The sequence below is a fragment of the Shewanella corallii genome (genome assembly GCF_023349125.1).
Lineage (GTDB): Bacteria > Pseudomonadota > Gammaproteobacteria > Enterobacterales > Shewanellaceae > Shewanella > Shewanella corallii.
The window spans coordinates 19,342-45,689 of sequence record NZ_JAKIKT010000014.1 but is presented as its reverse complement, the minus strand read 5'-3'; the positions used below and the strand labels follow the sequence as shown (position 1 = coordinate 45,689).

Here is a 26,348-nt window from a genome sequence, read left to right as displayed (position 1 = left end):
CATTCCTCTTTCTCCCGGAGCGTTAAATGGATTTATACGCCTTCATTCTCGGGATCATCCTGAGTATTACAGGCATGGGCGCACATGCGGCCATGAGCAAGATGGATCAGCTCAATCAACTGGTTTATCAGTCTCCCTCGTTGGCCCAACAGCAGATCTCTGAACTGGAGAATCAGCTCTCCCCCTCATCACCGCCAATTCATGCTGTCAGACTGCAAATGCTCAAGTGCGAGCTTCTGATCCAGCAAGGCGAATACCAGGCAGCCATTCAGCTGGCCTCACTGGGGAGGGTTAACGCAAAAAAGCATGATCTTGAGCAAGCCGTTCCCTACTTCAATGCCTGTGAAGCGGAAGGACAAGCCAGTACCGGCGATTTCAAATCAGCAATGCCATTACTGGAAACCGGTATCGCTCAGGCCAAGCAATTCAAACAGCCACAGGCGCTTGCCAATCTCCTGCGTATGCGCGGCCAGTTGGATACAGATCAGGAAAACTATCTTCCTGCGATGGAAGACCTGAGGCTGGCACTTGATGTTGCCGAGCAGTACCACACCCAGGAAAACTCCTGGACCTGGCCTCCACAAGCCTACTTATTAAGTGCAATGGGTAACCTTTTGTATGCCAGCGGTGACCTGCTGCAAGCGGTACAGTACGCTTATCGGGCGCTGGAGCAGGATGATGCCAAAGGTAAGGTTCGCCATATCCTGCTGCTGAATGCAGCAAGAATGCTGAGAGACGCCGGTGACTACAGCGCCAGCGAAAATCTGCTGAATGAAGGCAAGCAATTACTGCCCACTTTATCCACTCAACTGGAGCAAGCCTACAGTTACGCCATCATAGCCTCCATCGAAGTGGAGAAAGGCAATTTCAGCAAAGCTGAAGAACTTGCGCAGCAAAGCCTGTCGACCTTCGTCAGATTCCGTCAGCGTTTGAGCATAATGCAAACCAACAGGTTATTGGCCGACATTAAGTTCGAACAAGGTAACACTGCAGAAGCTGTCGACTATACGCTGGCCGCCATCAATACCGCACAGCAAATGGGACAGCAGGGCTACCTGCAGCAACTTTATCTGACCCTCAGCGATTATTACGAAAACAGAGGCGAGGCCCAGCTGGCATACGACAATCTGCAATTGGCTTTCCAGGCAGCGCAACTAGCCAACAAGCAATTGGCTGATATCAGGTTTGTTCAATACAAGGCACGGCTGAACCGGGAGCAAAGTGCGGAGCCAACGAGTGTTAATGAATCGGCTATTCTGATTCCGCTGGGCTGGATGTGGGTACTGGTCATATTGGGCGTGATACTGCCGGCCACCTGTCTTTACCTGCTGATTTATCGCAAGCAGAAAGTCACCACCGACTTCAGCATCAGCAGTCGTGCGCCAATCCACTATCAGGTGCTGGAACTGGCGATGAACAACGCCAAGCGGGCTCAGAATCCGTTAACCATTTTATTGTTTGGCTTAAGCCCAACAGTGGCAGATGATCTTCCGACTCTGGAGGAGAAGATAAAGTCCAAACTCAGAGAGCAGGACAAGCTGGTTTACCTGTCTCCCGAGTCTTTGATGGTGATCTTGCCAGGTACTTCCCACACGGGGGCACAGCAGGTGATGGAACAGCTGATCGGCCGCATACAGCCCTGGCACAAGCACGCCATTATCAGCATAGGTGTCGCCAGTATGCAGCAGTTTGACACCTCCACCTCACTGGTCAAACGGGCGATGGCGAGTCAGGTTTCCAGACAAAAGTCCAATGAAGTCAAACTTTACCAGATAGGTGCCCGGGGTTAGCCTCGGGTCAGGTAAGATTCAATCTCATCCAGGAAGGCATTGCCAAAGCGCTCAAGTTTGCGCTCTCCCACGCCGTTCACCGCCAGCATTTCCGCTTCGGTGGTGGGCAGCATGGATGCCATTTCTGCCAGTGAGGCATCATTGAATACCAGATACGGCGGCACATCATGCTCCTCTGCCAAGGCCCGTCGCAGCACCTTGAGTCGGGCGAACAGTTTTCTGTCGTAGTTGATGGGTGCCTTGGTTGAATTACGACGGCGGGTGGTGACCGGAATGGCAAGACGCGGTACCGCCAACATCAATGCCACTTCCCCTTTGAGCACAGGTCTGGCCGATGGGTTTAGTCTGACCCGGGAGCCCCGGGTGATATCCTGACTGGCCAGTCCCAGGTGAATAAGCTGACGGGTCACACTGAGCCAATGCTCATGACTCTTGTCTTTACCTATCCCCCAGGTCGACAGCTTGTCATGACCTCTGTCCACCACATTGGCAGCCTTGGAACCTCGCAACACTTCAATCAAGTGATTAATACCAAACCCCTGATTCAACCTGTAAATACATGACAGTACCTTCTGGGCATCCTGAGTACCGTCATACTGCTTGGGCGGATCCAAACAGATGTCGCAGTTGCCGCAGGGTTGATTGGCACTCTCATCAAAGTAATGCAGCAATACCTGACGGCGACAGGTTTGAGCCTCGGCAAAAGCTGCCATTGAGTTTAATTTATGGTGCTCCACCTGTTGCTGTGGCCCCGGCTCATGCTGCTCAATCAAATGACGCACCCGCCCGATATCCGCCGGGTCGAACAGCATAAACGCTTCGGCCTCCATCCCATCACGACCGGCACGACCGGTTTCCTGATAGTAGGACTCGATACTCTTGGGGATATCATAATGCACCACATAGCGCACATTGGACTTGTTAATCCCCATCCCAAAGGCCACTGTCGCCACCACGATATCCAGCTGATCATTGATAAAACGCTCCTGCACACTGGCGCGTTCATCCTGGGTCATGCCCGCGTGATAACCTTCGGCTCTGTAACCCTGCAGTCGCAGGCGCTCAGCCACTTCATCCACCCGGCGACGACTGCCACAATAAATAATGCCGCTGGCACCTTTCTGTGACTCGATAAACTGACGCAGCTGGTTGGAAGCATTCAATTTTTCCGCCACTGTGTAGCGAATATTGGGCCGGTCAAAACTGGATAGCAGGGTATAAGGCGTGATGCTCAAGCGGTCGCATATATCTTTTCTGGTCGCCTCATCTGCCGTCGCAGTCAGCGCCATTAAAGGGATATGGGGAAATTCCTGCTTAAGCTTGCCCAGGGACGCGTACTCGGGGCGGAAGTCATGGCCCCACTGACTGATGCAATGAGCCTCATCAATGGCAAACAGGCTGATATTCCATGAGTGCAGGCGATCCATAAAATCGCCTCCCATGAGTCTTTCAGGCGATACATAAAGGAGCTTGATCTCCCCCATGCGCAACTGGCGGTAAACCTCCATCGCCTGCTCTCTGGGCAGAGTTGAATTCAGGAACGCGGCGGAAATTCCAGTTTGGATCAGGCTATCGACCTGATCCTTCATCAGTGATATCAGGGGAGAGACCACCACGGTCAAACCGGGCAGCATCAGCGCGGGAAGCTGGTAACACAGGCTCTTACCTCCGCCTGTAGGCATAATCACCATGCAGTCCTCTCCACGGCAACTGCGCTCAATCACATCCTGTTGGCCGTCGCGAAATTCCCTATATCCAAAGACCTGTTGCAAACAGCTCAGGAAGGGATCCTGTGGAGACATTTGTGTGTTTTCTTGCATGCTGACCCTGAAAAACAACCCCGAAAACAGACACCCTCAACGGGTGCCAAAGCGCCCTATTCTACCTGCAATGACGATGAAAATGCAGGCACTATCAGCGGCAAATTCAGATAATGGTAATTGCTCAATCCGGTCATAGGGTTGCAGCCTGGCAACACGAAGTTATAGAGTGATAACCCCACTTTTTAACGGATTGAAAAGTATGTCCCAATCAGAAGCTATCTCAAAGAAAGTTCTGGCAATGGTGGCTGAGGTATTTGACCAACACATCCCTTTCCATAACCTGCTGGGAATGAGAATCCAGCGATATGATCTGGAAGGTGTCGAGGTCACGGTAGAAATGAAGCCTGAATTGATAGGCAATATCCATCAGCAGATCCTGCATGGTGGCGTGACGGCAACGGTATTGGATGTTGTGGGTGGACTGACAGCATTCGCTGCGCTGGTCGCCGGTCGGGACGACTGGCAGGAGGAAGAGCTGAGGGCCAGATTACAAACCCTGGGTACCATAGATATGCGGGTGGACTACCTTCGTCCAGGCCGTGGACAAAAGTTTACCGGTACCGGCCAGGTGATTCGCTCCGGCAATAAGGTCTCAGTTTGCAGAATGGAGCTGCATAACGAATCAGGACAACATATTGCTTTTGGAACAGGCACCTATTTAACTGGCTGAGCATTTAGCTCATAAAAGCTTGTCTTGTATATACAAGCTTAAGACAGTGAAATTTGTACAGCATGCCGCCACTTCTGCTGACAATTCCACCGCCAGGCCTTACAATCGCCGGCCTTGTCTGAACGAATCTGATATCCATGGAAAATACTGAACACCGCAAAGGGGTGGCATTGGCCCTTTGCGCATACAGCCTTTGGGGATTTGCCCCGCTCTACTTTAAGTTGCTGCAACAGGTGTCAGCGACCGAAATTCTGCTGCACCGCATCATTTGGTCCTTCGTCTTTATGATGCTGCTTATGACCTTTGTTGGTAATTTCAAAAAGGTCCGTGATGTTCTGAAGAACCCCAAACAGCTCGGCATTCTTTGCATCACATCCGTGTTGATCGCAGGTAACTGGCTGCTGTTCATCTGGGCGGTTAACAATGACCATATGCTGGATGCCAGCCTGGGCTACTATATTAACCCCTTGATTAACGTCATGTTGGGCATGGTGTTTCTGGGCGAGCGCCTGCGTAAACTGCAGTGGCTTGCTGTCACGCTGGCCGCCATTGGTGTCGCAATTCAGCTGATCTCATTCGGCTCTGTACCTGTGGTATCCATCGGCCTTGCTGTTTCTTTTGGCCTTTACGCCCTGTTGCGTAAGAAGGTAAACATTGATGCTCAGAGTGGCCTGCTGCTGGAAACCGCGCTGCTGGTTCCTTTGGCTATTGGCTACATTATCCTGATGCCTCAGGACGCCAGCGCCAACATGCTGACCAACAGCTGGGATATGAACCTGCTGCTGATAGCAGCCGGTATTGTTACCTCCATTCCTCTGTTGTGTTTTGCCGGTGCCGCGATCCGCATCCCTCTGACCGTACTTGGCTTCTTCCAGTACATTGGCCCAAGTATTATGTTCATGCTGGCTGTGGTGCTGTATGGCGAGCCTTTCGATATGGAAAAGAGCATTACTTTCGGCTTTATCTGGCTGGCACTAATCGCCTTTACCATGGATATGGTTTACAAGCGCAAGCGTGAAATCAAATCGAACAAAGCGACTCAATAACAAAGAAGGGAGCCAATCGGCTCCCTTTGTTATTCTAGGGTCTGTTGACCTTTCATGGTTGAATTTTGCTCGAGATAGACGCGCTTTAATCGCGGCGCTAGGTGTGCCGCCTAGTGGGCCTAAGCAAATACCTGGCAACAAAGAGTAAAGCGCGGATAGCCGAGCCCTTCGGGCAGCGTTTGTCGTCGCTTTCTACTGCATTAACGCTCATTTATGTAGAACAACTACACATCAATCGCGTTGCTTTGTATAAAACAACGACAAAGTGCTGCAAAAACCATCTTCAAAGGTCAACAGACCCTGGCTCAAAGCGCCTTCATCAGTCGCTCGGCATCATCCGTCGTCACCATTATCAGATAGTCCTGACGGGTCGGGATCACCACCCAATCACCCTGTCCACCGGCGACCAGCGCCTTACGGCCATCCTTCAGTCTGAACCAACCCAGCTGAAATCCCGGCATACCTATACCGTTGCTGCGCAGATCCGGCATTAAGCCCGGCTCTTCATTACGGTCCCACTGGCGAATTCCAGCAGATAAAATATCGGTACGCGGCAAGGTCACGCCATAGAAAGGCACATCCAGTTCGAACTCTTTCATATCCAGTGCAATATTGGCGCTTTGCGCCTTGTACCACACCCAGGAGAACATGAGGATGACGCCAATCATCAGAGTACCTGAGACTTTCCTGGCCGCATCCGGCATGGACTTGCGCCACACCAACAACAGCACGCCAGCCAGTATCAACAGCAGTACCAGGAAACTCAGATTCCCGGTACTGCTAAGTTGCGCAATATCGTATGTCTGTTCATGCATAGCAGGACTTCCCCATTTACCCCCTTCGGAAGCTCAGACTTGCACGCAAGACATATTATGTCAACTTAAGCGATCGCTTTCAGCTCCAGTGCCAGTATTTTTGAACGGCGTTGCAGGTTATAAATCTGCTGCTTTTTCGCCGGCAGAGCGTCCACTTCAACTATGCTGAAACCCTGCTCAAGGAACCAGTGAATGCTGCGGGTCGTCAGCGCGAACAGTCTGTCATAACCTCTGGCTCTGGCCTGACCTATGATCTGCTGCAGCAACAGGCTGCCTCTGTCTGCATCCCGATAGTCCGGGTGTACCACCAGACAGGCAAATTCACCGGCGTTATCTTCTTCAAACGGATACAAAGCAGCGCAGCCGATAATCAGGCTGTCCCGTTCGATCACCATAAACTGCTCGATTTCCATCTCCAGCTGTTCACGGGAACGGCGCACCAGTATGCCCTGCTCTTCCAGTGGCCGAATAAGATTCAGTACACCGCCAATGTCCGCAATATTGGCTCTGCGCAGGCGTTCGGCGCTCTCGGTGACTATCTGGGTGCCAATTCCCTCCCGGGTAAACAGCTCCTGCAACAGGGCACCATCTTCCTGATGGCTGATAAGGTGACATCTGGGCACACCACGGCGGCAGGCTTCTACGCTGGCACCGATAAACGCCTGGGCTGAGGCGCAAATATTATGCTGTGGCTGAGAAACATAGGCGTGGGCTTCATTGGGCATCATTTCACTGATCACCTGGCCTTCATCATCCAACAACCCCTGCTGTTGGCTAAAGCCAATGATCTTGTCAGCTTTAAGCCGAATAGCCACCTGAGTTGCGACCTCTTCCGCCGTCAGGTTAAAGCTCTCGCCGGTCACTGACGCGGCGATAGGTCCAAGCAGCACAATACAATGTTTGTCCAACTGGCTTTGCAAACCTTCCACATCGATACGACGAACACGGCCAGACAGACAATAGTCCACACCATCATCCACTCCCAGGGGCTGAGCAATCACAAAATTGCCACTGACCACATTGATTTTGGCTCCCTGCATCGGGGTATTGGATAAGCCCATAGACAGGCGGGCGGTAATATCAAACTGCAGTGCGCCACACACTTGCCTGATAACCTTGAGGGAAGTTTCATCTGTTACCCGGATGTCGTTATGAAACCCAGCCTCCAGGCTCCTTTCAGCCAGCTCACTGTCTATCTGTGGACGGGCACCGTGAACCAGCACCAGGCGAATCCCCAGGCTATGCAGCAGCGCAACATCATTGATGATGGCTCGGTATTGTCCGGTTTCAATGGCTTCTCCTCCCAACATCACCACAAAAGTTTTGCCTCTGTGGGCATTTACATAGGGGGCAGAATGACGAAAGCTGTCAATCAGCTGCGCGGTGGCGGCGTTCAATGGACTACCTCACTGTAAAAACATACAAATTCATTTAAACCGAATAATAATGCATTAATATGCAGATAAAAAGCATTTGTTTGCATCAAAGTCAGATTGGAGTGAGAGTTTGATCACAGTGAGTTAGCGAAATGGTCAAAAGGTGGAGAAACGCAGGCGAAAAAAAAGCCCCTCATGAGAGGGGCTTTTCCAAGAACTGCTATAAAACCAATTACTTGATTTTAGCTTCTTTGTAGATAACGTGCTGACGGATTACAGGATCAAACTTCTTGATCTCCATCTTTTCAGGCATGTTACGCTTGTTCTTGTCAGTAGTGTAGAAGTGACCAGTCTTGGCGCTTGATACCAGCTTGATCTTCTCGCGATTACCTTTAGCTTTAGCCATGATCTATTACACCTTCTCGCCGCGGGCACGAAGTTCAGCAACAACTACTTCGATACCTTTCTTATCGATGATACGCATACCTTTAGTGGAAACACGCAGCTGTACAAAGCGCTTTTCAGTTTCCAACCAGAAACGGTGGTTCTGCAGGTTAGGTAAAAAACGACGACGGGTCGCGTTTTTTGCGTGCGAACGGTTGTTACCAACCATTGGTCGCTTGCCAGTAACTTGGCATACTCTTGACATGTCAATCTTCTCCAAAAAACAATTTTAACGCTCGAGCATTAATGTGCCTCGTATGGCCGTCGCCCGAGGCACACGAAGGGCGCATTTTATACAGGATTGCCGGGGAAAGATCAAGCGGTGATTAAGTAATCCACCCTCTTTCTGCAAAGGAAACTATCTCACGATCCCCTACAACCATATGATCCAGCAAGGATACGTCTATGGTTGCCAACGCATTTTTCAATCGCTCAGTTATTCGCCGGTCAGCCTGACTGGGCTCGGCGATACCAGACGGATGATTATGACAAACAATGACGGCCGCAGCATTATGCTCCAGCACCATAGCCACCACTTCTCTTGGATAAACCGAAGCCGAGTCTATGGTTCCACGGAATAATTCGATAAATTGAATCACCCTGTGTTGGCTGTCCAGCAGCAAGATGGCAAACACTTCATAAGACCTGTCTGCCAACTGTGTCATCAGGTAATCCCGGGTTAAATCGGGATTGGTCAATACCTGCCCTCTGAGCAGGTTTTCGCGGGCAATACGGCGCGCAATTTCTGCGGCCGCCTGAAGCTGCGCGTATTTTACCGATCCCACGCCATGAAGTCGACATACCTTGGGCTTAGAAGCGCAAAACAGTGCTCTTAAACCACCAAATTCTGTTAAAAGCCGCCTGCCAAGGGCTACTGCACTCTCTCCCTGGGCACCATTTCGTAACAATACCGCCAGTAATTCCGCATCAGAAAGCGTGCCACTGCCGTGTTGCAACAACTTATCCCTGGGGCCTTCCCCCTCTGGCCAATCCTTTATTCCCATACTGTCTTCCCTGAGCCAACTCCCAAACAAGTATGGTTCAGTTTCAGAAATCGGCCTGGCAGATACCATGTTGTACATAAAACAAAGAAATCAGAGTCTGTTGCGATAACACTGATACCTAACCCAAATGGGAATATGGTAAGGTTAGCGCCATTGGATTGAGCCTTGGGAAAACGACCGTGAGCCTGAATCACAAGAAAATTTTGTTGGGTATTGGCGGAGGTATTGCCGCCTATAAAAGTGCAGATTTGGTTCGCCGCCTGAAAGAACGTGGCGCCGAAGTGCGCGTGGTAATGACCCAAAGTGCTATGGAGTTTATTACGCCTTTAACACTGCAGGCGCTGAGCGGTCATCCCGTAGCCTCAGACTTGCTGGATCCCACTGCTGAGGCCTCTATGGGCCATATCGAGCTGGCTCGCTGGGCCGACCTGTTTGTTATCGCACCGGCAACCGCGAATGTGCTGGCCCGTATGCAGGCTGGCATGGCCGATGAGCTGCTGACCACCTGTGCCCTGGCTACCGGCTCTCCAGTCGTTGTATGTCCAGCCATGAATCAGCAGATGTATCAGCACCCTGCGACTCAACATAACCTGAGGGTTCTGAGTGAGCGCGGCATTCATATCTGGGGACCTGGCGCTGGTAGTCAGGCCTGTGGTGAAATTGGCCCTGGACGTATGCTGGAACCTTTGGATATTGCACAGCGCTGCGAAGCCTTCTTCGGTGACAAGCCACTGAAAGGTCAAAAGCTGCTGCTGACCGCAGGGCCAACCCGCGAAGCCATTGACCCGGTGCGTTATATCTCCAATCACAGTTCAGGCAAGATGGGCTTTGCCATCGCCGCCCGCGCAGCTGAAATGGGTGCCAAAGTCACTCTGGTTGCTGGCCCGGTTAATCTGCCAACCCCAATTGGGGTGAATCGCATTGATGTGCAATCAGCCAAGCAGATGCTGGATGCGGTAATGGCTGAAGTCGCCACCCAGGACATATTTATTGGTTGCGCAGCTGTGGCCGATTATCGTCTGGATAAAATTGCCGAGGCAAAGATCAAGAAGTCAGCGGAATCCATGCAGCTTGCACTGGTTCGCAATCCTGATATCTTAGCCACGGTCGCGGCGCAGGATGCCCGACCTTTTACTGTTGGCTTTGCTGCAGAAACCCATGACGTTGAACATTACGCCAAAGATAAAATGCAGCGTAAGAAACTGGATATGATAGCCGCCAACGACGTATCTATTTCCGGACAGGGCTTCAACGCCGATACCAATGCACTGAAAGTCTTCTGGCCACAGGGCTGTGAAGAGCTGCCAGCAACAGATAAGTACACCCTCGCCGGGCAATTGCTCGGTTTGATCGCCAGAGTTAAAGAAGCAAGATGAAAACACCTATTGAACTGAAAATCCTGGATTCACGTATCGGCTCTGAGTTTCCATTGCCAGCCTATGCAACTCCCGGCAGTGCAGGAATGGATCTGCGAGCCATGACAGAAACCACTCTGACCATAGTTCCCGGCGAAACCGTGCTGATCCCAACAGGTATCTCTATCTATGTGGCAGACCCCTCTCTGGCGGCTGTTATTCTGCCTCGCTCTGGTCTGGGACATAAACACGGCATTGTGCTGGGCAATTTGGTTGGTCTGATTGACTCCGATTACCAGGGACCTTTGATGGTGTCCTGCTGGAACCGCAGCAGCGAACCTTTCACCATTGAGGTGGGCGACCGTCTGGCGCAGCTGGTATTTGTCCCTGTGGTTCAGGCCGAGTTCCGTTTGGTGGATGAGTTTGCCAATACCGATCGTGGTGAAGGCGGATTTGGTCACTCTGGTACCAAGTAACAAGGTACTTATTACCGGGCTGACTGCCAGTTCGGGCATCAAATAATAATACTCAGCGTTAACACCGCTCCGCGCCTATGGCTGCCAATATTGGATTGTGCAGTGCCCGGCAGAGCGGCTCCTGCTGAATAAAAGTTGTAATTGAGCGAAGGATACTGCAATGGCCGTAAGCCAAAAAATCAATCGTCGTGAACACATTCTCCAATGCCTGGCACAGATGCTGGAAACCAATCCAGGAGAGCGTATCACGACCAAAAAACTGGCTGCCGAAGTAGGCGTTTCCGAGGCGGCACTGTACCGCCACTTTCCCAGCAAAGCACGGATGTTTGAGGGGCTGATCGACTTCATCGAAGAGTCATTGCTGACCCGCATCAACCTCATCATGGATGAGGAAAAAGACACTATGCGCCGCTGTCAGCTGTCGCTACAGTTGCTGCTGGTATTCGCTGAACGTAATCCGGGCATTTCCCGCGTGTTGAACGGCGATGCCCTGTTGGGAGAAAACGAGCGCCTGCGTAGTCGTATCAGCGGTTTGTTTGCCAAGATTGAAACCCAGCTGAAGCAGATCCTCCGCGAAAAAACTCTGCGTGAAGGCAAAGGCTTTAACCTGGATGAAGCGATTCTCGCTAACCTGCTGCTGGCCGTCGCCGAGGGCCGTATTGCCCAGTTTGTGCGCAGTGAATTCAAACTCAAGCCAACCTCCCACTTTGATCAGCAGTGGACCTTTATCCAGCAGCAACTGCTGCAAAGCTGAGTCAAAGTATCCAATGAAAATGCCGCCACAGTGCGGCATTTTTTATGCCTGAGTGTGCGACTCGCTGTCGAAACTACACCCTCCGAAATTGGTCACACTTATTTAACAATTGTCACTTTTCCCCTATAGTGCTCATTCAAAATAATAAGATTCAATTGTAGTTTTCAGGGAAGTGACTCAATGAATAAGACAGCGTTAGCCGCTATCTGCGGCTTGTTTTCCGCATTTAACCTGCCCCTTCAGGCATCAGAAAAGCCTCTCTCAGCTGCAGAACTTTTTGCAAAAGGCTCGGAATATTTCAACCCCAAGCTCTCACCAGGAGGCGATTACCTCGCACTGGAAACACATTCAGATGGCAAGGATGTTTTATTGGTGTTGGATGCAAACACCTTAACTCCAATCAATGAGTTGTCATTTAGAAAGAATGCTGAAGTGGGTAACTTTTACTGGGCTAATGATGAACGCCTGGTGGTTTCCAAAGACTATCTGGTTAGAGATAGAAGCTCCCCGGTTTACTACGGTGAATTGCTGGCGACCAATGCCGATGGCAGTAAAACAGAATACCTGGTTGGATACGCAGATCGGGATATCCTTAAGCACAACAGCAACGCCCTCAGAGCAACTTCATATGTGCTGGATCCGCTTCCAAATGATAAGCGTAAAGTGCTAATAGCCTCTATACCCTGGACAGATCGTACCGATGGCTTTGTGGATATGGACAACCGTCAGTTTGTGTATTTATTGGATATATACAATGGCAAACGTCGACGGGTAACTGTAGCCCCCCTGGGTAACAGCCAGTTTCTCACAGACGCTGAGGGCGAGCTGAAAATTGCCATGGGCCTCAACGCTGAGCATCAAGCCGAAGTATACCGTTACGAAGATGAAAAATGGCAGCGGCTGACCAATCCAGCAATAGGCAACTTAACCAGTTTATCTCCAATATCTCTAGAAAGTGCTGAAAGTGTCATTATTCAGGCCAGTGACAAAGGCGCCCCCCTGTCTATCTACCGGTTGAATCTTGAAAATGGGACCAAAGAGTTGGTCACCACCAATCCAAATGCTGACCCCAGTGACTTCCTGCTTGGTGCCGATAACCAACTGTATGCCGTTGGCTACGAAGACGGCTATCCATCAACCATAGTTGTTAACCCGGCAGATCCGAGAAGTCAGTATCTCAAACAGATTCAAACATCAGTGCCGGGAAAACGGGTGCGGTTGATCAGTGAGACCCGAAAGGCTGATAAATTTATCGTCCATATATCCAGTGACCGCAATCCCGGGGACTATTACCTGCTATCGACCAATCCCATGTCTTTAGATTACCTGTTTGCGCAGCGACACTGGCTGCACCCGGATAAAATGGCGGAGATTCGTCCACTCTCATTTAAAAACCGACAAGGTCAGCAGATTGGCGCTTACCTGACCCTGCCTCCCTCTACACCAATGAAAAACCTGCCCTTGGTTGTAATGCCCCATGGTGGCCCCATAGGAGTAAGAAACAGCTGGCAGTTTGAAGAGGAAGCCCAGCTGCTCGCGAACCAGGGTTATGCGGTACTACAGGTTAACTTTCGGGGAAGCGCAGGCTATGGCCCTCAATTTACCCATGCTGGTTATGGTCAGTGGGGAACGGGCATCCAGGAAGATATTATTGACGGCACACAGTTTTTGATTAACCAACAAATTGTTGATGCCAAACGTATATGTATTTCTGGATCGAGCTTTGGTGGCTACAGCGCAATGCAAAGCGCAATAATCGAACCTGATCTGTTCAAGTGTGCCATTGGCTATGCCGGTGTGTATGACCTCGAAATGCTCTTCACCGAGGGGGATATCCGAAAATCTGCTTCTGGCATCAACTACTTGAACAAGGCTCTGGGCAACAATCCAACACAACTCAAGTCCATCTCTCCCTCCAACAGTGCTGATAAAATCAAAGCGGCGGTGATGCTGGTTCATGGTGGTAAAGATGAAAGAGCGCCACTTGAGCAATATGAAGCCATGGCGGAGGCGCTTGAGAAAGCCAATCATCCATTCAAGACTCTGGTCGTGGACGACGAAGGTCATGGCTTCTACAAGGATGAACACAGGGCGAAATACTATGCCGAGATGCTGGCATTCCTGGAGCTGCACCTGAACTAAGACTAATCACCCAAACGGGCGCTATATCTAGCCTGTTTGGGTGGTTGTTTCTGAAGTTATCTCAAACATACAGTAAGTAATACACGAAAAATAATAGGCACAACCAAGGAACAGGTATGCATAAGATCACAAAACTATTTGCCGTTATGCTGGCAATTTCAGGCACTCAGGCGCAAGCCGAAAACACCAACCTTAAGCTGGCAGAAGTGTTTGCCAAAGGTAGTCAGTTCTTCAACCCTAAAATTTCTCCGGGAGGAGAATACATAGGGGTGGAATCTAAAGTCGACGGTAAAGACATCCTGGCGATATTGGATATCAAAACCCTCAAACCGATACATGCTGTGCACTTTGGAGAGCGTGGCCAGGTGCGTGACTTTCACTGGGTTAACGACGAGAGAGTTGTCGTATCTAAAGAGTACCTGAAGGGTTGGAGCGACCACCCTCTTTATTACGGTGAAATACTGGCTACCAATGTGGATGGCAGCAGGACCTCATATGTGTTTGGATATAACAATCAAAACATGCAAACCGGCTCCAACATCAAACGTTCAACCGCAATTAATGCCACGGGCTTTGTGCTGGATCCGCTGATCGATAATCGCAAAAAAATGTTGGTTTCTGCTCTTCACTGGGATACCTCAACCAGCTTTGCAGATCAGCCAAAGTTTGTTTACCAAGTTGATGTCTACTCGGGTAAACGCAAAAAGGTGACTAAGGCTCCTGTTGGTAATACTCGCTTTTTAACAGATCACGATGGCAACGTCAGATTCGCAATGGGTTATGACACAAACTCGGATGTAAAAATCTATCGTTGGAAAGACCGTGATTGGGTAGATACCAATAATATCAAGGGGCTCGATCTTAATGGCTTTGCGCCAATTTCATTTGCGGAAAATGACCAAGCAATATATGCGGAAGCCAGTGCTAACGGCGAGCCTAGGCAAATACTGCATATAGACTTGAAAACTGGTAATCACACCCCGATCGTCAGTGACGACAGTGTCGAAGCCAGCAACTACTGGATTGATGGGAATACCAAGCAGCTCTATGCCGTAGAATATGAAGATGGCTATCCCGAATACGCCTTTGTCGACAAGGACAATGCAAAGAGTAAGTACCTCAAGCAACTGCTGGCCAGTTTACCCGGACATCAGGTACGTATTGTCAGCGAAAACCGTGACGCCAATAAATTCCTGGTTCACGCATTTAACGACAGAAACCCGGGAGACTTTTACCTGTTCACAACAGATCCAGTAAAGCTGCAGTATCTATTCTCCTCAAAAAACTGGCTGGACCCAGACCAGATGGCAGAGGTCAAACCCATCGAGTTCACTAATCGTGAAGGACAAACTATTAAGGGTTACCTGACCTTACCGATGAACGCTGAAGCCAAGAGCCTGCCCATGGTCGTTGTCCCCCATGGTGGTCCTCATGGTCCTCGGGACTGGTGGCAATTCGATCCAGAAAACCAACTGCTGGCCCAAAAGGGATTCGCCGTACTCCAGGTCAACTTCCGGGGAAGCGGTGGCTATGGCGATGCATTTGAGTACGCAGGATATCGAAAGTGGGGAACAGGTATTCAGCACGATATTATCGATGGCACCAAATATGTGATCGAGCAGGGAATTGCTGATGCTGACCGGTTGTGTATTTCAGGAGGGAGCTTTGGTGGTTACAGCGCTCTGCAAAGTGCTATTTTGGAGCCGGATATGTTCAAGTGTGCCATTGGTTTTGCCGGAGTCTATGACCTGCCAATGATGTATGAAGAGGGCGACGTACCTGACAGCCGGATGGGGACCAGCTACCTAAAGAAAGCCATTGGCACAGACGAGGCTGAATTGAAAGCGATGTCGCCTACTCATAATGCAGACAAACTGAAGGCTGCAATTATGTTGGTTCATGGCGAAGAGGATTTCCGGGCTCCAATCGAGCAATATGAAGCCATGGCAGAAGCGCTAAAGAAAGCCAATCACCCGTTCCAAACTTTGGTGATGGACGACGAAGGTCATGGCTTCTACAAGGATGAACACAGGGCGAAATACTATGCCGAGATGCTGGCATTCCTGGAGCAGCATCTGAACTAATTTCCCCCATAGAAGAACGAAAACCGGTTAGCCCAAATACTTGAGTAGGTTAATCGGTTTTTTTATGGGTCAAAATGTATGAATCTTCCACAAATCGCGGTATTCTCCTCCCCCCTGAACGTCAGCCCAATCCGGCGGCCAGGTGAGTTTTTTGTGGAGGTAATATGGCATTAAGTGAAGCAGCATCTCAGGTGCAGGCGGCTCTGTTGGAGCGTGGTTTGGAAACCCCAATGACGCCCAATACCCTGTCATCCGATGAGCGCAAAGTGAAGATTGAAGAGCATATGCGCGCCATTATGGAGCTGATGTCATTGGATCTGAGTGACGACAGCCTGATGGAAACACCAAAGCGTGTCGCCAAAATGTATGTTGACGAGATCTTCTCCGGCCTGGACTATTCCAACTTCCCCAAGATCACTGTTATCGACAACAAGATGCAGTTTGATGAAATGGTGCGGGTACAGGACATCAGTGTGACCAGTACCTGTGAACATCATCTGGTGACCATAGACGGCGTAGCCACTGTCGCTTATCTGCCGCGCACCAAGATTATTGGCCTGTCCAAGATTAACCGCATTGTGCGCTTCTTTGCCCAGCGCCCTCAGGTGCAGGAACGTCTGACTCAACAGGTGTTGGTTGCCCTGCAGACACTGCTGGAAACCAAAGATGTGGCGGTAAAAATAGATGCGGTGCACTACTGCGTGAAATCCCGCGGCGTGATGGATGCCACCAGCTCCACTACAACTACTGCACTGGGCGGTATCTTCAAGTCCAATCCGGCTACCCGTGCTGAGTTCCTGCTGAAGGCCTGATGCCTTCAAAGCAATAAAAAACGCTGCAATCACGCAGCGTTTTTTGTATCCATCATTTGTGACTTAAACGTCTCAGATACAGTTAAATTCCGTACTGCTCGCGGTAGGCACTCACGGTTTCCAGCTCTTTCTCCATACCAGGCTTTTCGGCCAGGTAAGCAATCAGGTCAGCCAGCTTGATAATGGAAATCACGGCGCAGCCGTAGTCACGCTCAACTTCCTGAATCGCAGACAGCTCGCCCTTGCCTTTCTCCTGACGGTCCAGCGCAATCAGTACGCCAGCCAGAGACGCTTCGTGGGCATTGATGATATCCATAGATTCACGGATAGCAGTACCGGCAGTGATCACATCATCCACCAGCATGACCTTGCCTTTCAGCTCGCTACCGACCAGAGAGCCACCTTCACCGTGGTCTTTCTTCTCTTTACGGTTGAAGCAGTATGGCATGTCCACATCATGGTGCTCAGCCAGAGCGACTGTGGTAGTAGTCGCGATTGGGATACCTTTGTAGGCAGGACCAAAAACCAGGTCATAGTCGATGCCTGAGTCCACCAGAGCAGCAGCATAGAAACGACCCAGACGGGCCAGGTCACGACCGGTATTGAACAGGCCGGCGTTAAAGAAGTAAGGACTCTGACGGCCCGACTTAAGCGTAAATTCGCCAAATCTCAATACCTGACGCTCAAGGGCAAACTCAATAAACTCACGCTGATAGGCTTTCACTCTAACTCCTCACTATTCTCTTTCTAGGGTCTTTCCTGGGGTACCAGGTGCAAATATCTGTATTTCAGTTTTTTGCACTTAAAAAAAGGACCCTCAACGGGTCCTCTTTTAAAAAATCAATTCAGTGCAGCTTTCTGCACATCAATAATCTCGCGAATGCCATGCTTGGCCAGATCCAACATGGTCAACAGCTCTTCGTGGCTGAATGGCTCGCCTTCTGCAGTGCCCTGAACCTCAATAATCTTGCCGGTTTCAGTCATCACCACATTCATATCAGTTTCTGCGGCGCTGTCTTCAACATATTCCAGGTCACAGATAGCTTCGCCTTCAAAGATACCTACGCTGACCGCAGCGATCAGGAATTTCAGCGGATTAGTCTTCAGTGAACCTTTGGCACGGGCCCAGTTCAGTGCATCAACCAGGGCCACACAAGCACCGGTAATTGCAGCAGTACGGGTACCACCGTCAGCCTGAATCACGTCACAGTCAATAACAATGGTGTTTTCGCCCAGAGCCTTCATATCCACGGCTGCACGCAGAGCACGACCGATCAGACGCTGGATCTCCTGGGTACGACCGGATTGCTTGCCACGGGCAGCTTCACGATCCATACGGCTGTGGGTAGAGCGAGGCAGCATACCGTATTCGGCGGTGACCCAACCCTGGCCTGAACCTTTCAGGAAGCGAGGCACGCCTTCGGTAAAGCTGGCAGTACACAGCACCTTGGTTTCACCAAACTCAACCAACACAGAGCCTTCAGCATGGGCAGTGAAGTTACGGGTGATGGTGATTGGACGGGTCTGGGCCGGAGTTCTGTTACCTGGACGCATGGCAATTCCTGTCTTGTTATCTGTAAACACGCAAATTTGGCTGGATATTATAAGGAGTTGCAGCGCCGGATGCCATGCCAACAAAGACAAAGCCGCTCACAAGATGATCATCAATAACAAAGCTGAGCCTGAATCACACCACAAATTCAATTGGATAAGATCCCTATCCCGCTTTCAGTCAGGATTGAATACTCCATGTGAAGGTTCGTTACTTACACAGATAGGTATATAATCCCTTCGACTAACTTACAGATATTCAGGAACTCACATGATCCAAAGCATGACAGCCTATGCCCGCATCGAGCACAAAGCCGATTGGGGAACTGCTTCTTGGGAAATCCGCTCAGTAAACCAGCGCTACCTGGAGACTTACCTGAGACTGCCAGAGCAATTCCGCAGCCTGGAGCCTGTCCTGCGTGACCGTCTGCGCAAACGCCTGCACCGCGGTAAAGTGGAAGTGAACCTGAGAGTTGAACTGGCGGACAAAGCCGATGCCGAACTGCAGGTCAACAAAGAGTTGGCCAAGCAACTGCTGGGCGCTGCCAACTGGCTTAAGCAGGAGGCCGGTAACGGCGAAATCAGCCTGACTGATATTCTGCGCTGGCCCGGTGTTGTCGCCACTGCCGAGCAGGATATGGATGCTATTGGTGTCGAACTACTGAGTGCTTTCAATGGTGCCGTCGATCAGTTTATCGAAGCCCGTGGCCGCGAAGGCGACGCCATCAAGACCATGCTGGAGACCCGACTGGACGCCGTTATGGCACAGGTAGCCATTGTGCGTGAACATATGCCTAAAGTGATGCAATGGCAGCGTGACAAGCTGACCAATCGTCTGGCAGAGATCCAGGGCGAGCTGGACCCAGCCCGTATCGAACAGGAAATGGTACTGCTGGCACAAAAGCAGGATGTTGCCGAAGAGATGGACCGCCTGGAGGCTCACGTAACCGAAGCCCGCCGTATCCTTAAAAAAGGTGGCGCCGAAGGCCGTCGTATGGACTTTATGATGCAGGAGTTCAACCGCGAGTCGAACACCCTGGCCTCCAAGTCCATCAGTAGTGAAGTCACTGCCGCTGCTGTAGAACTGAAAGTTGTAATCGAGCAGATGCGCGAACAGATCCAGAATATGGAATAAACAAGTTATTCCATTTAAAATAATAAAAAGCCCTGCTTTGCAGGGCTTTTTATTTTCAATCCATATATCAGTGAGTCACTTTTTCCTGTGTTTCACGAATATAAATACAACGCTCGCAGTCGATACCATCTCTGGCGTCATGGAAATAATCGACTACCCGTTTATAGGCATCCTCTAATTCTTCTTTAGTAACTGCTTCTTTCCAGTTGTGATGACTGGTGAGCGATATCAAACTCTGTACTTCATTCTTTTTTAAACAGGCTAACGGACGATAGTTGGTAATAATTAACGGTACAGAAGCGAGTTTTCCAAGGCAGTAATAATAGAGGTCATCAGTCAGTGCGTCGCACTCTTCCTGGGTCACTTCCAGAATGCCTGCATCCACAGCTTGTCTGGTGGCATCACGGATACACTTGTAGTATCTCTCATCCAGCATACGCAGCAGCCGCATCTTCTCCTCGCTGGCAAGCTGCCACACACTGGAGTTATTGGCGATCAGACAGGCGGATACATAGACGGGATCAACCCTGGAGATCTCAAGACTGATAAGGGTAGGAATGAATACCTGCACCTTTTTCGACAGGTCCGGGTTCTTTGCCAGAAAATGCTCTACATCCCAGGTGATGCTGCGACGCATCAGGGTACAAACCAGTATGTCTTCACGGCTGGAAAAATGCTTATAGAACACCCGTGCGGAGCAGAGGTTTTTCTTGATAATGCTGGTATAGGGAAAAGACAGCACTCCGTGTTCCAAAATCAGCTTTTCTGCTTCCCGCATAATTCCATTGCAGATCTCACGATCCTGCTCGGACTTTTGGCACCCCATAGATAGATCCTTAGATTGGATACTTTTTCAGTATCGACAACATTTAAACGAGTATTGGTCTGACTTATTGCCCAGTCAACCAATTCAGAGTTTTGAAAGCTGCAACTGTGATTACCGTAGGGGTTTATTTTACTGATAAATTCATTGCTAATTTAATTCATTAATTATGATGAATCTATATTTATCACTCCTACTTTGAATAGTTAAATAAAAACCAGATGTTCGTCATAATTCCAATATTGATTTTAAATACAGATAAGCAGGCCTGAACCAAGCCTGCTTTGTCACTTTAAAACCGGGATTAACGCCACTCCACCAGCCCGTAATTAAGATAGAAAACCTCAGGGTCCTCAGCATCCTGGACATTGAAGTGAACGCAATTTTCACCCCATTTCCAGATACGGGTTTTCAGGGTACTACCGGGATAGATAGACTTGGTTAACCGGGTCTTGAAGCGGGTCAAACGCTCTGGCTCACCCGGGATCACCACTTGAATAATATGGCGACAGGCTACACCTGCGGTACTCACTCCATGCAGATTTGGCTTGGGATGACCAAATTCCTCGGCATACTCCCAATCCACATGCTGAGGATGATCGTCACCGGACAGGCGATAGATCAGCGCCTGATTCAACGGCACCTGCTCAATAATCTCAAAATCCGGCTCTCTGTTGGGGATCTCCACGATATCCACAGGTGCTTTGGGACCACCAAATCCACCGTCATACAAAGCGCAATCCCAACTTTCGGTGGTAAACAGCTTCTCACCCGCTTGGTTAACCGTTTCACCAATATGCTGAGCCAGACAGCCCCTGCCCTCGCCTCTGTCATACAGGGCTTTGAGCAGCACACTGGTGCTGAGTTTGCCGGTAACGGCCTCTGGAGTCAGAGGTTGATGAATGTGGAAGTCAAAGCCCCAGTGCAAACTGCCACCCCATTCAAAACCATAATCTATGGTCTTGGTGACTTCGCCATCCACTATGGGCATGGCAGCGAACATAGGCAGGACTTTAAGCTGTTTTTCGTAGACATATTGCAGATCAGTCTGGCCATCAAAGCCGGCACCGCAGCCAAGGCCAAACAACATCAAATCACGTGGGGTGTATTCATTGATAAAAGGGCCATAGGTCTGGCCCTGCATTTCCAGTTTCAATGCCATGATCAATCCTTATCAAAAAGCATCAAACAAACCGGACTGTTGCCAAAGGGGGTTTGGAAAAGGGAAGTTCGATAGCAGCCAGTCCGGCGTGCAGGGATCCGGGAGGCGCGGCTCCCGGATCAGTATGGAATTACTTACCCTTCCACACAGGCTCACGCTTTTCAGCAAAGGCTGCCGGGCCTTCCAGCGCATCTTCAGAGTGCAGCACAGAAGGATAGTTCTTCAGAGTGCCACTGCGAATATGCTTGTAGCCTTCTTCCACCGACAGCTCGCTGGTCTCGCGGTACACTTCCTTGATGGCTGCCAGCGCCAGAGGCGCACTTTGACCAATCTGCGCAGCCAGTTCACGGGCAGCATCCATCAGCTTGTCGCTTTCAACAACTTGGTTGACGACCCCCCAACGCAGGGCTTCCTGCGCGTCCATGCGACGGCCAGTCATCATAAGCTCGTTAACAATGGCAGGAGGCAGCAACTTAGGCAGGCGCAGCATACCGCCGCTGTCTGGCACGATACCCAGTTTGGCTTCTGGCAGCGCGAAACTGGCATTTTCAGAGCAAACAATCATGTCCGCAGCCAGTGCCAGTTCGAAGCCACCACCGAAGGCATAACCGTTAACCGCCGCAATTACCGGCTTATCCAGATCGAAAATCTCGGTCAGACCGGCAAAACCGCCCGGGCCAAAGTCAGCATCAGGCGCTTCGCCTTCAGCGGCGGCTTTCAAGTCCCAACCGGCAGAGAAGAACTTCTCACCACCACCGGTAATAATGGCTACCCGCAGCTCTGGGTCTTCGCGGAACATCAGGAAGACTTCACCCATTTCATAGCTGGTCTTGGCATCAATGGCATTGGCTTTTGGACGATCCAGAACGATCTCCAGAATATGACCATTGCGGGTAACGTGTAACGATTCGCTCATCTTCATTCTCCATAAAGAGTCAGAACTGACTCCATTCACTGTTTTCATTTGCAGACGGGAAAATCCCCATCTCAGTTCATGCCACACAAAAAATGTTTCTGAACCTTGCCGGTACTGGTTCGGGCAAAGGTTTTGCGGATTTCAATGCTGGAAGGCACCTTGAAGCGGGCCAGATGGGTTTCGCAGTAAGTGAGCAACTCATCCTCTGTTACTTCCATGCCTTCCTTGGGGATAACAAAAGCTTTGATGGCCTGACAGCACATGGCGTCATCCACGCCAACAACCGCAGCTTCAAAAATCTTGGGATGAGCCGAGATGACGTTCTCAATCTCGACACAGGAAACGTTCTCGCCGCAACGTTTAATCATGTTGATATTGCGGTCAACAAAGTAGAAAAAGCCTTCCTCATCCATGTAGCCGGCATCACCGGTACGCAACCAGCCATCACGGCTCAGTGCTTTGGCTGTCGCTTCTGGGTCACGATAGTACTCTTTGAATATGGTCTTGCCCGGCTCGCCTTTGACACAGATCTCCCCCATCTCACCCACAGCGGCTACCGCGCCTTCACTGTTGATGATTTGGGCGTCGTAGCAAAAACCGGTACGACCGATAGAGGGCCAGCGACGCTTGTCTCCGGGGCGGTCACCAATTAAGCCCACTATGGTTTCCGTCATGCCGTAGGAGGTCAGAAACGATACCTGGTACCTGTCGAGGAAGGCCTGCTTTTCCTGATCCGACAGGGTCAGATAGAAGAAGACCTCACGCAGGCAATGGTTCTGCTCCCAGGGTGTTTTGGGCTGCAGCATCAGGGTGCGCACCATCAAGGGTATACACTCGGTAATGGTTGCCCGGTATTTGCAGACCTGACTCCAGAACTTGCGGGCGCTGTACTTCTCCAGCAGCACAAAGGTGGCACCGGCACTGAAGGCCGCCATAGCCGCGGTACATTGACAGTCGATATGGAAAGCAGGCATCACAGTGAGATACACATCATCGCTGCGAATGGCCGCCTGCCAGGCGGTGTAGTAACCGGCAAAACGCAGGTTGTAGTGGGTGATCACCACCCCTTTGGGACGGGATGTGGTCCCTGAGGTGAACAGGATCTCCGCTGTGTCCTCAGCACTGAGAGGCACATCGGACATCAGGATCGCCGATTGTTGGTGCAGCAGTTGGTTGAAGTTAAGTGTGCCTTCATAGCTTTCGCCATCATGACAACGGGCCAGCATCAGCTGATTAAGGTTGTGCTCCGGCAGTTCCGCCAGTTCTTCATAGATATGCAGAAACTCTTTTTCGGTGACCACAGTGTGCACATCGCACTTGGTCAGCAGGTAACTGCACTCATTTCTGAGGTAATGGGCATTTACAGGCACCACAATGGCACCTATTTTTGCCAGGCCAAACCAGCACAAAATAAACTCGGCGCAGTTACGTAAATGCACTGCCACCTTGTCACCTTTGACTATGCCCTGCACGGTAAACAGGTTGGCAGCCCGGTTTATCTCTTCGTTCAATTCCCGGTAAGAGTACTGCTGGGTATGACCGGCAATATCCTCGACAATCAGGGCTGTCTTTTCACCATAGAGTTCAGCCAAATCATCCCAGGTCTGACGTAGACTCTGCCTTCCAATAATATCCATCGTGCACCTTTCAAATACGTAGAGAGACTCAATGCCAGCTCCCCGGGGCGGGAGAGAGTGAAAGGCCCCGGGGAACTGGTTAACTGCATGGCTGTGCCTTACTCGCCGGTCTTGGCCAGACCTTTGGCTACCAGATCCTGAATAGCGTCTTCGCCATAACCGATATCGCTCAGAATGGCGGCGGTATCCATGCCGTGGGTTGGCATACCGCGCCAGATCTTGCCTGGGTTGTTCTTGAACTTAGGCATCACGTTCGGACCCTTGCAGGTCTTGCCATCCATGGTTTCCCAGGTGGTGATGGATTCACGGGCCACATACTGTGGGTTGGATTCCAAATCGGCGTGGGTCAGTACCTTGGCGCAGGCGATGTTCAGTTCAGCAAAGCGCTCACGCACCTGCTCAATGGTGCGCAGACCTATGTAACGCTCCAGTGCATCTTCGATTTCCTGACCGTGTGGACACTCGATACGGTGGATCAGCTGGCAACCTGTCGGGACTGCGTCGGTGTGCAGGTAATGCGCCAGACCGATATCCTTGAACAGCTCTTCAATCTGGTTGGCACCCACCATCTCCATGACGATGTAGCCGTCTTCACACTTGTACAGACCACAACCTGCGTAGTAAGGATCGCGTCCTTTGTACTGACGTGGAGCCATTTCGCCGCCGTTGAAGTAATCCATCATGAAGTACTGGCCCATGCGCAGCATCACTTCATACATGGCCACATCGATGCTCTCACCCACGCCGGTTTGCTGTGCCTTATGTAGCGCTGCCAGTGCAGAGGTAGTCACTGTCATGCCTGAGAAGTAGTCAGCGGTATAAGGGAAGGCTGACATAGGCTGGTCAACATCACCGTTCTGCATCAGGTAACCACTGAAGGCCTGAGCAATGGTGTTGTACGCCGGCAGATGGGTGTATTCATCGGTGCCGAACTGGCCGAAACCGGACAGGTGAGCGATAACCAGCTTGGGGTTGTGTTGCCACAACAGTTCGTCGGTAATGCCGCGACGGGCAAAGGCAGGGCCTTTACTGGCTTCGATAAAGATATCAGTGGTTTCCATCAGCTTGAGGAAAGCATCACGACCTTCATCCTTGAAGATATTCAACGACAGCGCATGCAGGTTACGACGGGACAGCTGTGGGTAGTTTGGCTGCACACGGATGGTATCGGCATAGGCCACGTTCTCAATCCAGATAACCTCAGCACCCCACTCGGCAAACATCTGACCGGCGAAAGGACCGGCGATCTCAATACCTGAGAACACAACACGCAGGCCTGACAGTGGGCCGAACTCTGGAACATTCAGTTTGGACATACTTAAAATCCTTCTTAAATTCAGTGAGGAGGCCGAAGCCACAAGGCTCCGGCCGGCCTTATCAGCGATAGCGCTTCAGTACTTCACGACCCAGGGTCAGGATCTGCATTTCGTCAGAGCCGCCTGACAGACGGTCTACACGCAGGTCACGCCAGAAGCGACCTACACGGTGACCGGTCACGCCGATACCACCCAGTACCTGCATGGCGTCGTCCACCACTTCAAAAGCCATGTTGGCGCAGAAGTATTTGCACATGGCGCTGTCGCCAGAAGTCATATTGCCGTTGTCGCACTTCCAGGCCGCTTCGAAGATCATGTTCTTCATGGCGTTCAGCTTCATGGACATATGAGCGAACTTCTCCTGGATCAGCTGGGTGCGGCCGATGGTTTCACCGAACTGCACACGCTGGTTGGCATACTTGGCCGCATCTTCGAAGGCACACAGAGCCACACCATAGTTGGTACAGGCCACCAGCCAACGCTCGGCGTCAAACTCTTCCTTCACGCGGTTAAAGCCGTTACCTTCCTCACCGAAGAAGTCCTTCTCTTCCAGCTCAACATTGTCGAAGCTCAGCTCACAGCAGCTGTCCATGCGCAGACCCAGCTTGTCCAGCTTGTTCATCTTGATGCCAGGCTTGCTCATATCGACGAAGAACTCTGAATACACAGCACCTTCGGCGTCAGCATCGCGGGCCATCACCACCAGGAATGGTGAGTTGGCGGCGCTGGTGATAAAGCACTTCTGGCCATTCAGGTAGATCTTGCCGTCGCGACGCTGATATGTGGTCTTCAGGCTGCCTACATCAGAGCCAGCGCTTGGCTCAGTGATGGCAGAGTTCCACATCTGCTTACCGGTACCACGGTATTCGAAGATCTTGTCGATCTGCTCCTGGGTCCCCCAGTGAAGAATGGTGTTGAAGCCAGGCAGGTGGAACAGCACATAGGTAGGTGCGCCATGGCGGCCCAGCTCTTCCCAAATCGCTGCCAGAGTCACCATGTCTGCGCCCATGCCGCCGTGCTCTTCCGGCAGTGTCATGGTGTCGATACCCAGATCAGCCAGCTCTTTTACCCAGCGGATTGGGTACTCATGCTTGTCATCACACTCGGCAAAGTAGGCTTCCCAGTTTTCACGGGTCATCAGCTCGCGTACACCGGCGACAAACAGCTCTTGCTCTTCACTCAATTTGAATTCCATAACTCACTTCCAATTGTTCAGT

24 protein-coding genes are annotated in these 26,348 nt (G+C 50.9%); 10 read left to right on the top strand and 14 right to left on the bottom strand.

Annotated elements, in window-relative coordinates:
• Window positions 1–26 precede the first annotated feature (26 nt).
• Window positions 27–1,790 carry a hypothetical protein gene (locus tag L2725_RS21825; RefSeq protein ID WP_249250922.1) on the top strand — a complete coding sequence of 588 codons (1,764 nt, stop codon included), beginning with the start codon at window positions 27–29 and terminating at the stop codon, window positions 1,788–1,790.
• Here L2725_RS21825 and recQ read toward each other — a convergent pair.
• On the bottom strand, window positions 1,787–3,592 hold the full coding sequence (gene recQ / locus L2725_RS21820; protein ID WP_249250921.1) for a DNA helicase RecQ: 1,806 nt from the start codon (window positions 3,590–3,592) through the stop codon (window positions 1,787–1,789). The two genes, L2725_RS21825 and recQ, sit on opposite strands and share 4 nt — an antisense overlap.
• A 220-nt stretch (window positions 3,593–3,812) precedes the next feature.
• Between recQ and L2725_RS21815 the strand changes: the two genes are divergently transcribed.
• Entirely contained in the window at window positions 3,813–4,283 is a 471-nt protein-coding gene (locus tag L2725_RS21815) for a thioesterase family protein (RefSeq protein WP_249250919.1), read from the top strand.
• Window positions 4,284–4,420: 137 nt separating this feature from the next.
• Window positions 4,421–5,329 (top strand): EamA family transporter RarD, encoded by a 909-nt coding sequence (gene rarD / locus L2725_RS21810; RefSeq protein ID WP_249250918.1) that lies wholly within the window; start codon window positions 4,421–4,423, stop codon window positions 5,327–5,329.
• Between the two features lie 305 nt (window positions 5,330–5,634).
• On the opposite strand, the gene L2725_RS21800 is transcribed toward rarD, so the two are convergent.
• From L2725_RS21800 to radC, 5 genes are all read right to left on the bottom strand, one after another.
• The gene (locus L2725_RS21800) at window positions 5,635–6,144 is read right to left on the bottom strand and encodes a PH domain-containing protein (RefSeq protein WP_249250917.1); all 510 of its coding nucleotides are present in this window, start codon (window positions 6,142–6,144) and stop codon (window positions 5,635–5,637) included.
• Between the two features lie 65 nt (window positions 6,145–6,209).
• Window positions 6,210–7,541 (bottom strand): amino-acid N-acetyltransferase, encoded by a 1,332-nt coding sequence (gene argA, locus L2725_RS21795; protein WP_249250916.1) that lies wholly within the window; start codon window positions 7,539–7,541, stop codon window positions 6,210–6,212.
• Window positions 7,542–7,752: 211 nt separating this feature from the next.
• Window positions 7,753–7,926, bottom strand: coding sequence for a 50S ribosomal protein L33 (gene rpmG, locus L2725_RS21790; RefSeq protein WP_011758450.1), 174 nt, complete (start codon window positions 7,924–7,926; stop codon window positions 7,753–7,755).
• Between the two features lie 6 nt (window positions 7,927–7,932).
• The gene (gene rpmB, locus L2725_RS21785) at window positions 7,933–8,169 is read right to left on the bottom strand and encodes a 50S ribosomal protein L28 (RefSeq protein WP_011758449.1); all 237 of its coding nucleotides are present in this window, start codon (window positions 8,167–8,169) and stop codon (window positions 7,933–7,935) included.
• Between the two features lie 121 nt (window positions 8,170–8,290).
• Window positions 8,291–8,968, bottom strand: coding sequence for a RadC family protein (radC, locus tag L2725_RS21780; RefSeq protein WP_249250915.1), 678 nt, complete (start codon window positions 8,966–8,968; stop codon window positions 8,291–8,293).
• 179 nt (window positions 8,969–9,147) lie between these two features.
• On the opposite strand from radC, the gene coaBC reads away from it, so the two are divergent.
• The 6 genes from coaBC (at window position 9,148) to folE (ending at window position 16,591) form a co-directional block, all read left to right on the top strand.
• Window positions 9,148–10,344: a bifunctional phosphopantothenoylcysteine decarboxylase/phosphopantothenate--cysteine ligase CoaBC gene (gene coaBC / locus L2725_RS21775; RefSeq protein ID WP_249250914.1), complete on the top strand. Its 1,197-nt coding sequence runs from the start codon at window positions 9,148–9,150 to the stop codon at window positions 10,342–10,344.
• The gene (dut, locus tag L2725_RS21770) at window positions 10,341–10,799 is read left to right on the top strand and encodes a dUTP diphosphatase (protein WP_249250913.1); all 459 of its coding nucleotides are present in this window, start codon (window positions 10,341–10,343) and stop codon (window positions 10,797–10,799) included. Before coaBC ends, dut begins: the two co-directional genes overlap by 4 nt.
• A gap of 160 nt (window positions 10,800–10,959) precedes the next feature.
• On the top strand, window positions 10,960–11,553 hold the full coding sequence (slmA, locus tag L2725_RS21765) for a nucleoid occlusion factor SlmA (protein ID WP_115138722.1): 594 nt from the start codon (window positions 10,960–10,962) through the stop codon (window positions 11,551–11,553).
• A 180-nt stretch (window positions 11,554–11,733) separates the two neighbouring features.
• Complete coding sequence (locus tag L2725_RS21760; protein WP_249250912.1) at window positions 11,734–13,695, top strand: alpha/beta hydrolase family protein; 1,962 nt, start codon at window positions 11,734–11,736, stop codon at window positions 13,693–13,695.
• 116 nt (window positions 13,696–13,811) lie between these two features.
• The gene (locus L2725_RS21755; protein WP_249250909.1) at window positions 13,812–15,779 is read left to right on the top strand and encodes an alpha/beta hydrolase family protein; all 1,968 of its coding nucleotides are present in this window, start codon (window positions 13,812–13,814) and stop codon (window positions 15,777–15,779) included.
• 164 nt (window positions 15,780–15,943) lie between these two features.
• Window positions 15,944–16,591, top strand: a complete 648-nt coding sequence (gene folE / locus L2725_RS21750) for a GTP cyclohydrolase I FolE (protein ID WP_249250907.1) — start codon at window positions 15,944–15,946, stop codon at window positions 16,589–16,591.
• Between the two features lie 82 nt (window positions 16,592–16,673).
• Here the strand turns inward: folE and pyrE are convergent, their stop codons facing one another.
• Both pyrE and rph read right to left on the bottom strand, forming a co-directional pair.
• Window positions 16,674–17,315: an orotate phosphoribosyltransferase gene (pyrE, locus tag L2725_RS21745; protein ID WP_248937599.1), complete on the bottom strand. Its 642-nt coding sequence runs from the start codon at window positions 17,313–17,315 to the stop codon at window positions 16,674–16,676.
• A 116-nt stretch (window positions 17,316–17,431) separates the two neighbouring features.
• Window positions 17,432–18,145: a ribonuclease PH gene (gene rph / locus L2725_RS21740; protein ID WP_249250905.1), complete on the bottom strand. Its 714-nt coding sequence runs from the start codon at window positions 18,143–18,145 to the stop codon at window positions 17,432–17,434.
• Window positions 18,146–18,413: 268 nt separating this feature from the next.
• Here rph and L2725_RS21735 point away from each other — a divergent pair, with 268 nt between their 5' ends.
• Window positions 18,414–19,277, top strand: a complete 864-nt coding sequence (locus L2725_RS21735) for a YicC/YloC family endoribonuclease (RefSeq protein WP_249250904.1) — start codon at window positions 18,414–18,416, stop codon at window positions 19,275–19,277.
• A 67-nt stretch (window positions 19,278–19,344) separates the two neighbouring features.
• Here L2725_RS21735 and L2725_RS21730 read toward each other — a convergent pair whose 3' ends face one another.
• The 6 genes from L2725_RS21730 to caiA all read right to left on the bottom strand — a co-directional run bounded on the left by L2725_RS21730 (window position 19,345) and on the right by caiA (window position 26,326).
• Complete coding sequence (locus L2725_RS21730) at window positions 19,345–20,103, bottom strand: TetR/AcrR family transcriptional regulator (RefSeq protein ID WP_249250903.1); 759 nt, start codon at window positions 20,101–20,103, stop codon at window positions 19,345–19,347.
• Window positions 20,104–20,404: 301 nt separating this feature from the next.
• Window positions 20,405–21,262 (bottom strand): MaoC/PaaZ C-terminal domain-containing protein, encoded by an 858-nt coding sequence (locus L2725_RS21725; RefSeq protein WP_249250902.1) that lies wholly within the window; start codon window positions 21,260–21,262, stop codon window positions 20,405–20,407.
• 130 nt (window positions 21,263–21,392) lie between these two features.
• Window positions 21,393–22,178 (bottom strand): crotonobetainyl-CoA hydratase, encoded by a 786-nt coding sequence (gene caiD, locus L2725_RS21720; RefSeq protein WP_115138707.1) that lies wholly within the window; start codon window positions 22,176–22,178, stop codon window positions 21,393–21,395.
• A 71-nt stretch (window positions 22,179–22,249) separates the two neighbouring features.
• Window positions 22,250–23,815 (bottom strand): crotonobetaine/carnitine-CoA ligase, encoded by a 1,566-nt coding sequence (gene caiC / locus L2725_RS21715; protein ID WP_249250901.1) that lies wholly within the window; start codon window positions 23,813–23,815, stop codon window positions 22,250–22,252.
• Between the two features lie 98 nt (window positions 23,816–23,913).
• Window positions 23,914–25,131, bottom strand: coding sequence for an L-carnitine CoA-transferase (gene caiB / locus L2725_RS21710; protein WP_248937583.1), 1,218 nt, complete (start codon window positions 25,129–25,131; stop codon window positions 23,914–23,916).
• A 61-nt stretch (window positions 25,132–25,192) separates the two neighbouring features.
• Window positions 25,193–26,326, bottom strand: a complete 1,134-nt coding sequence (gene caiA / locus L2725_RS21705) for a crotonobetainyl-CoA dehydrogenase (protein WP_115138704.1) — start codon at window positions 26,324–26,326, stop codon at window positions 25,193–25,195.
• Window positions 26,327–26,348 lie beyond the last annotated feature (22 nt).

Excerpts from the sequence above, each read along its gene's own strand:
- caiD (WP_115138707.1), bottom strand. The coding sequence starts at position 22,178 with ATGAGCGAATCGTTACACGTTACCCGCAATGGTCATATTCTGGAGATC.
- rpmB (WP_011758449.1), bottom strand. The coding sequence starts at position 8,169 with ATGTCAAGAGTATGCCAAGTTACTGGCAAGCGACCAATGGTTGGTAAC.
- rph (WP_249250905.1), bottom strand. The coding sequence starts at position 18,145 with ATGCGTCCAGGTAACAGAACTCCGGCCCAGACCCGTCCAATCACCATC.
- L2725_RS21760 (WP_249250912.1), top strand. The coding sequence starts at position 11,734 with ATGAATAAGACAGCGTTAGCCGCTATCTGCGGCTTGTTTTCCGCATTT.
- rarD (WP_249250918.1), top strand. The coding sequence starts at position 4,421 with ATGGAAAATACTGAACACCGCAAAGGGGTGGCATTGGCCCTTTGCGCA.
- L2725_RS21825 (WP_249250922.1), top strand. The coding sequence starts at position 27 with ATGGATTTATACGCCTTCATTCTCGGGATCATCCTGAGTATTACAGGC.
- L2725_RS21755 (WP_249250909.1), top strand. The coding sequence starts at position 13,812 with ATGCATAAGATCACAAAACTATTTGCCGTTATGCTGGCAATTTCAGGC.
- caiA (WP_115138704.1), bottom strand. The coding sequence starts at position 26,326 with ATGGAATTCAAATTGAGTGAAGAGCAAGAGCTGTTTGTCGCCGGTGTA.
- L2725_RS21730 (WP_249250903.1), bottom strand. The coding sequence starts at position 20,103 with ATGGGGTGCCAAAAGTCCGAGCAGGATCGTGAGATCTGCAATGGAATT.
- recQ (WP_249250921.1), bottom strand. The coding sequence starts at position 3,592 with ATGTCTCCACAGGATCCCTTCCTGAGCTGTTTGCAACAGGTCTTTGGA.
- radC (WP_249250915.1), bottom strand. The coding sequence starts at position 8,968 with ATGGGAATAAAGGATTGGCCAGAGGGGGAAGGCCCCAGGGATAAGTTG.
- caiB (WP_248937583.1), bottom strand. The coding sequence starts at position 25,131 with ATGTCCAAACTGAATGTTCCAGAGTTCGGCCCACTGTCAGGCCTGCGT.
- slmA (WP_115138722.1), top strand. The coding sequence starts at position 10,960 with ATGGCCGTAAGCCAAAAAATCAATCGTCGTGAACACATTCTCCAATGC.
- folE (WP_249250907.1), top strand. The coding sequence starts at position 15,944 with ATGGCATTAAGTGAAGCAGCATCTCAGGTGCAGGCGGCTCTGTTGGAG.
- L2725_RS21800 (WP_249250917.1), bottom strand. The coding sequence starts at position 6,144 with ATGCATGAACAGACATACGATATTGCGCAACTTAGCAGTACCGGGAAT.
- dut (WP_249250913.1), top strand. The coding sequence starts at position 10,341 with ATGAAAACACCTATTGAACTGAAAATCCTGGATTCACGTATCGGCTCT.
- L2725_RS21725 (WP_249250902.1), bottom strand. The coding sequence starts at position 21,262 with ATGGCATTGAAACTGGAAATGCAGGGCCAGACCTATGGCCCTTTTATC.
- rpmG (WP_011758450.1), bottom strand. The coding sequence starts at position 7,926 with ATGGCTAAAGCTAAAGGTAATCGCGAGAAGATCAAGCTGGTATCAAGC.
- caiC (WP_249250901.1), bottom strand. The coding sequence starts at position 23,815 with ATGGATATTATTGGAAGGCAGAGTCTACGTCAGACCTGGGATGATTTG.
- L2725_RS21735 (WP_249250904.1), top strand. The coding sequence starts at position 18,414 with ATGATCCAAAGCATGACAGCCTATGCCCGCATCGAGCACAAAGCCGAT.
- L2725_RS21815 (WP_249250919.1), top strand. The coding sequence starts at position 3,813 with ATGTCCCAATCAGAAGCTATCTCAAAGAAAGTTCTGGCAATGGTGGCT.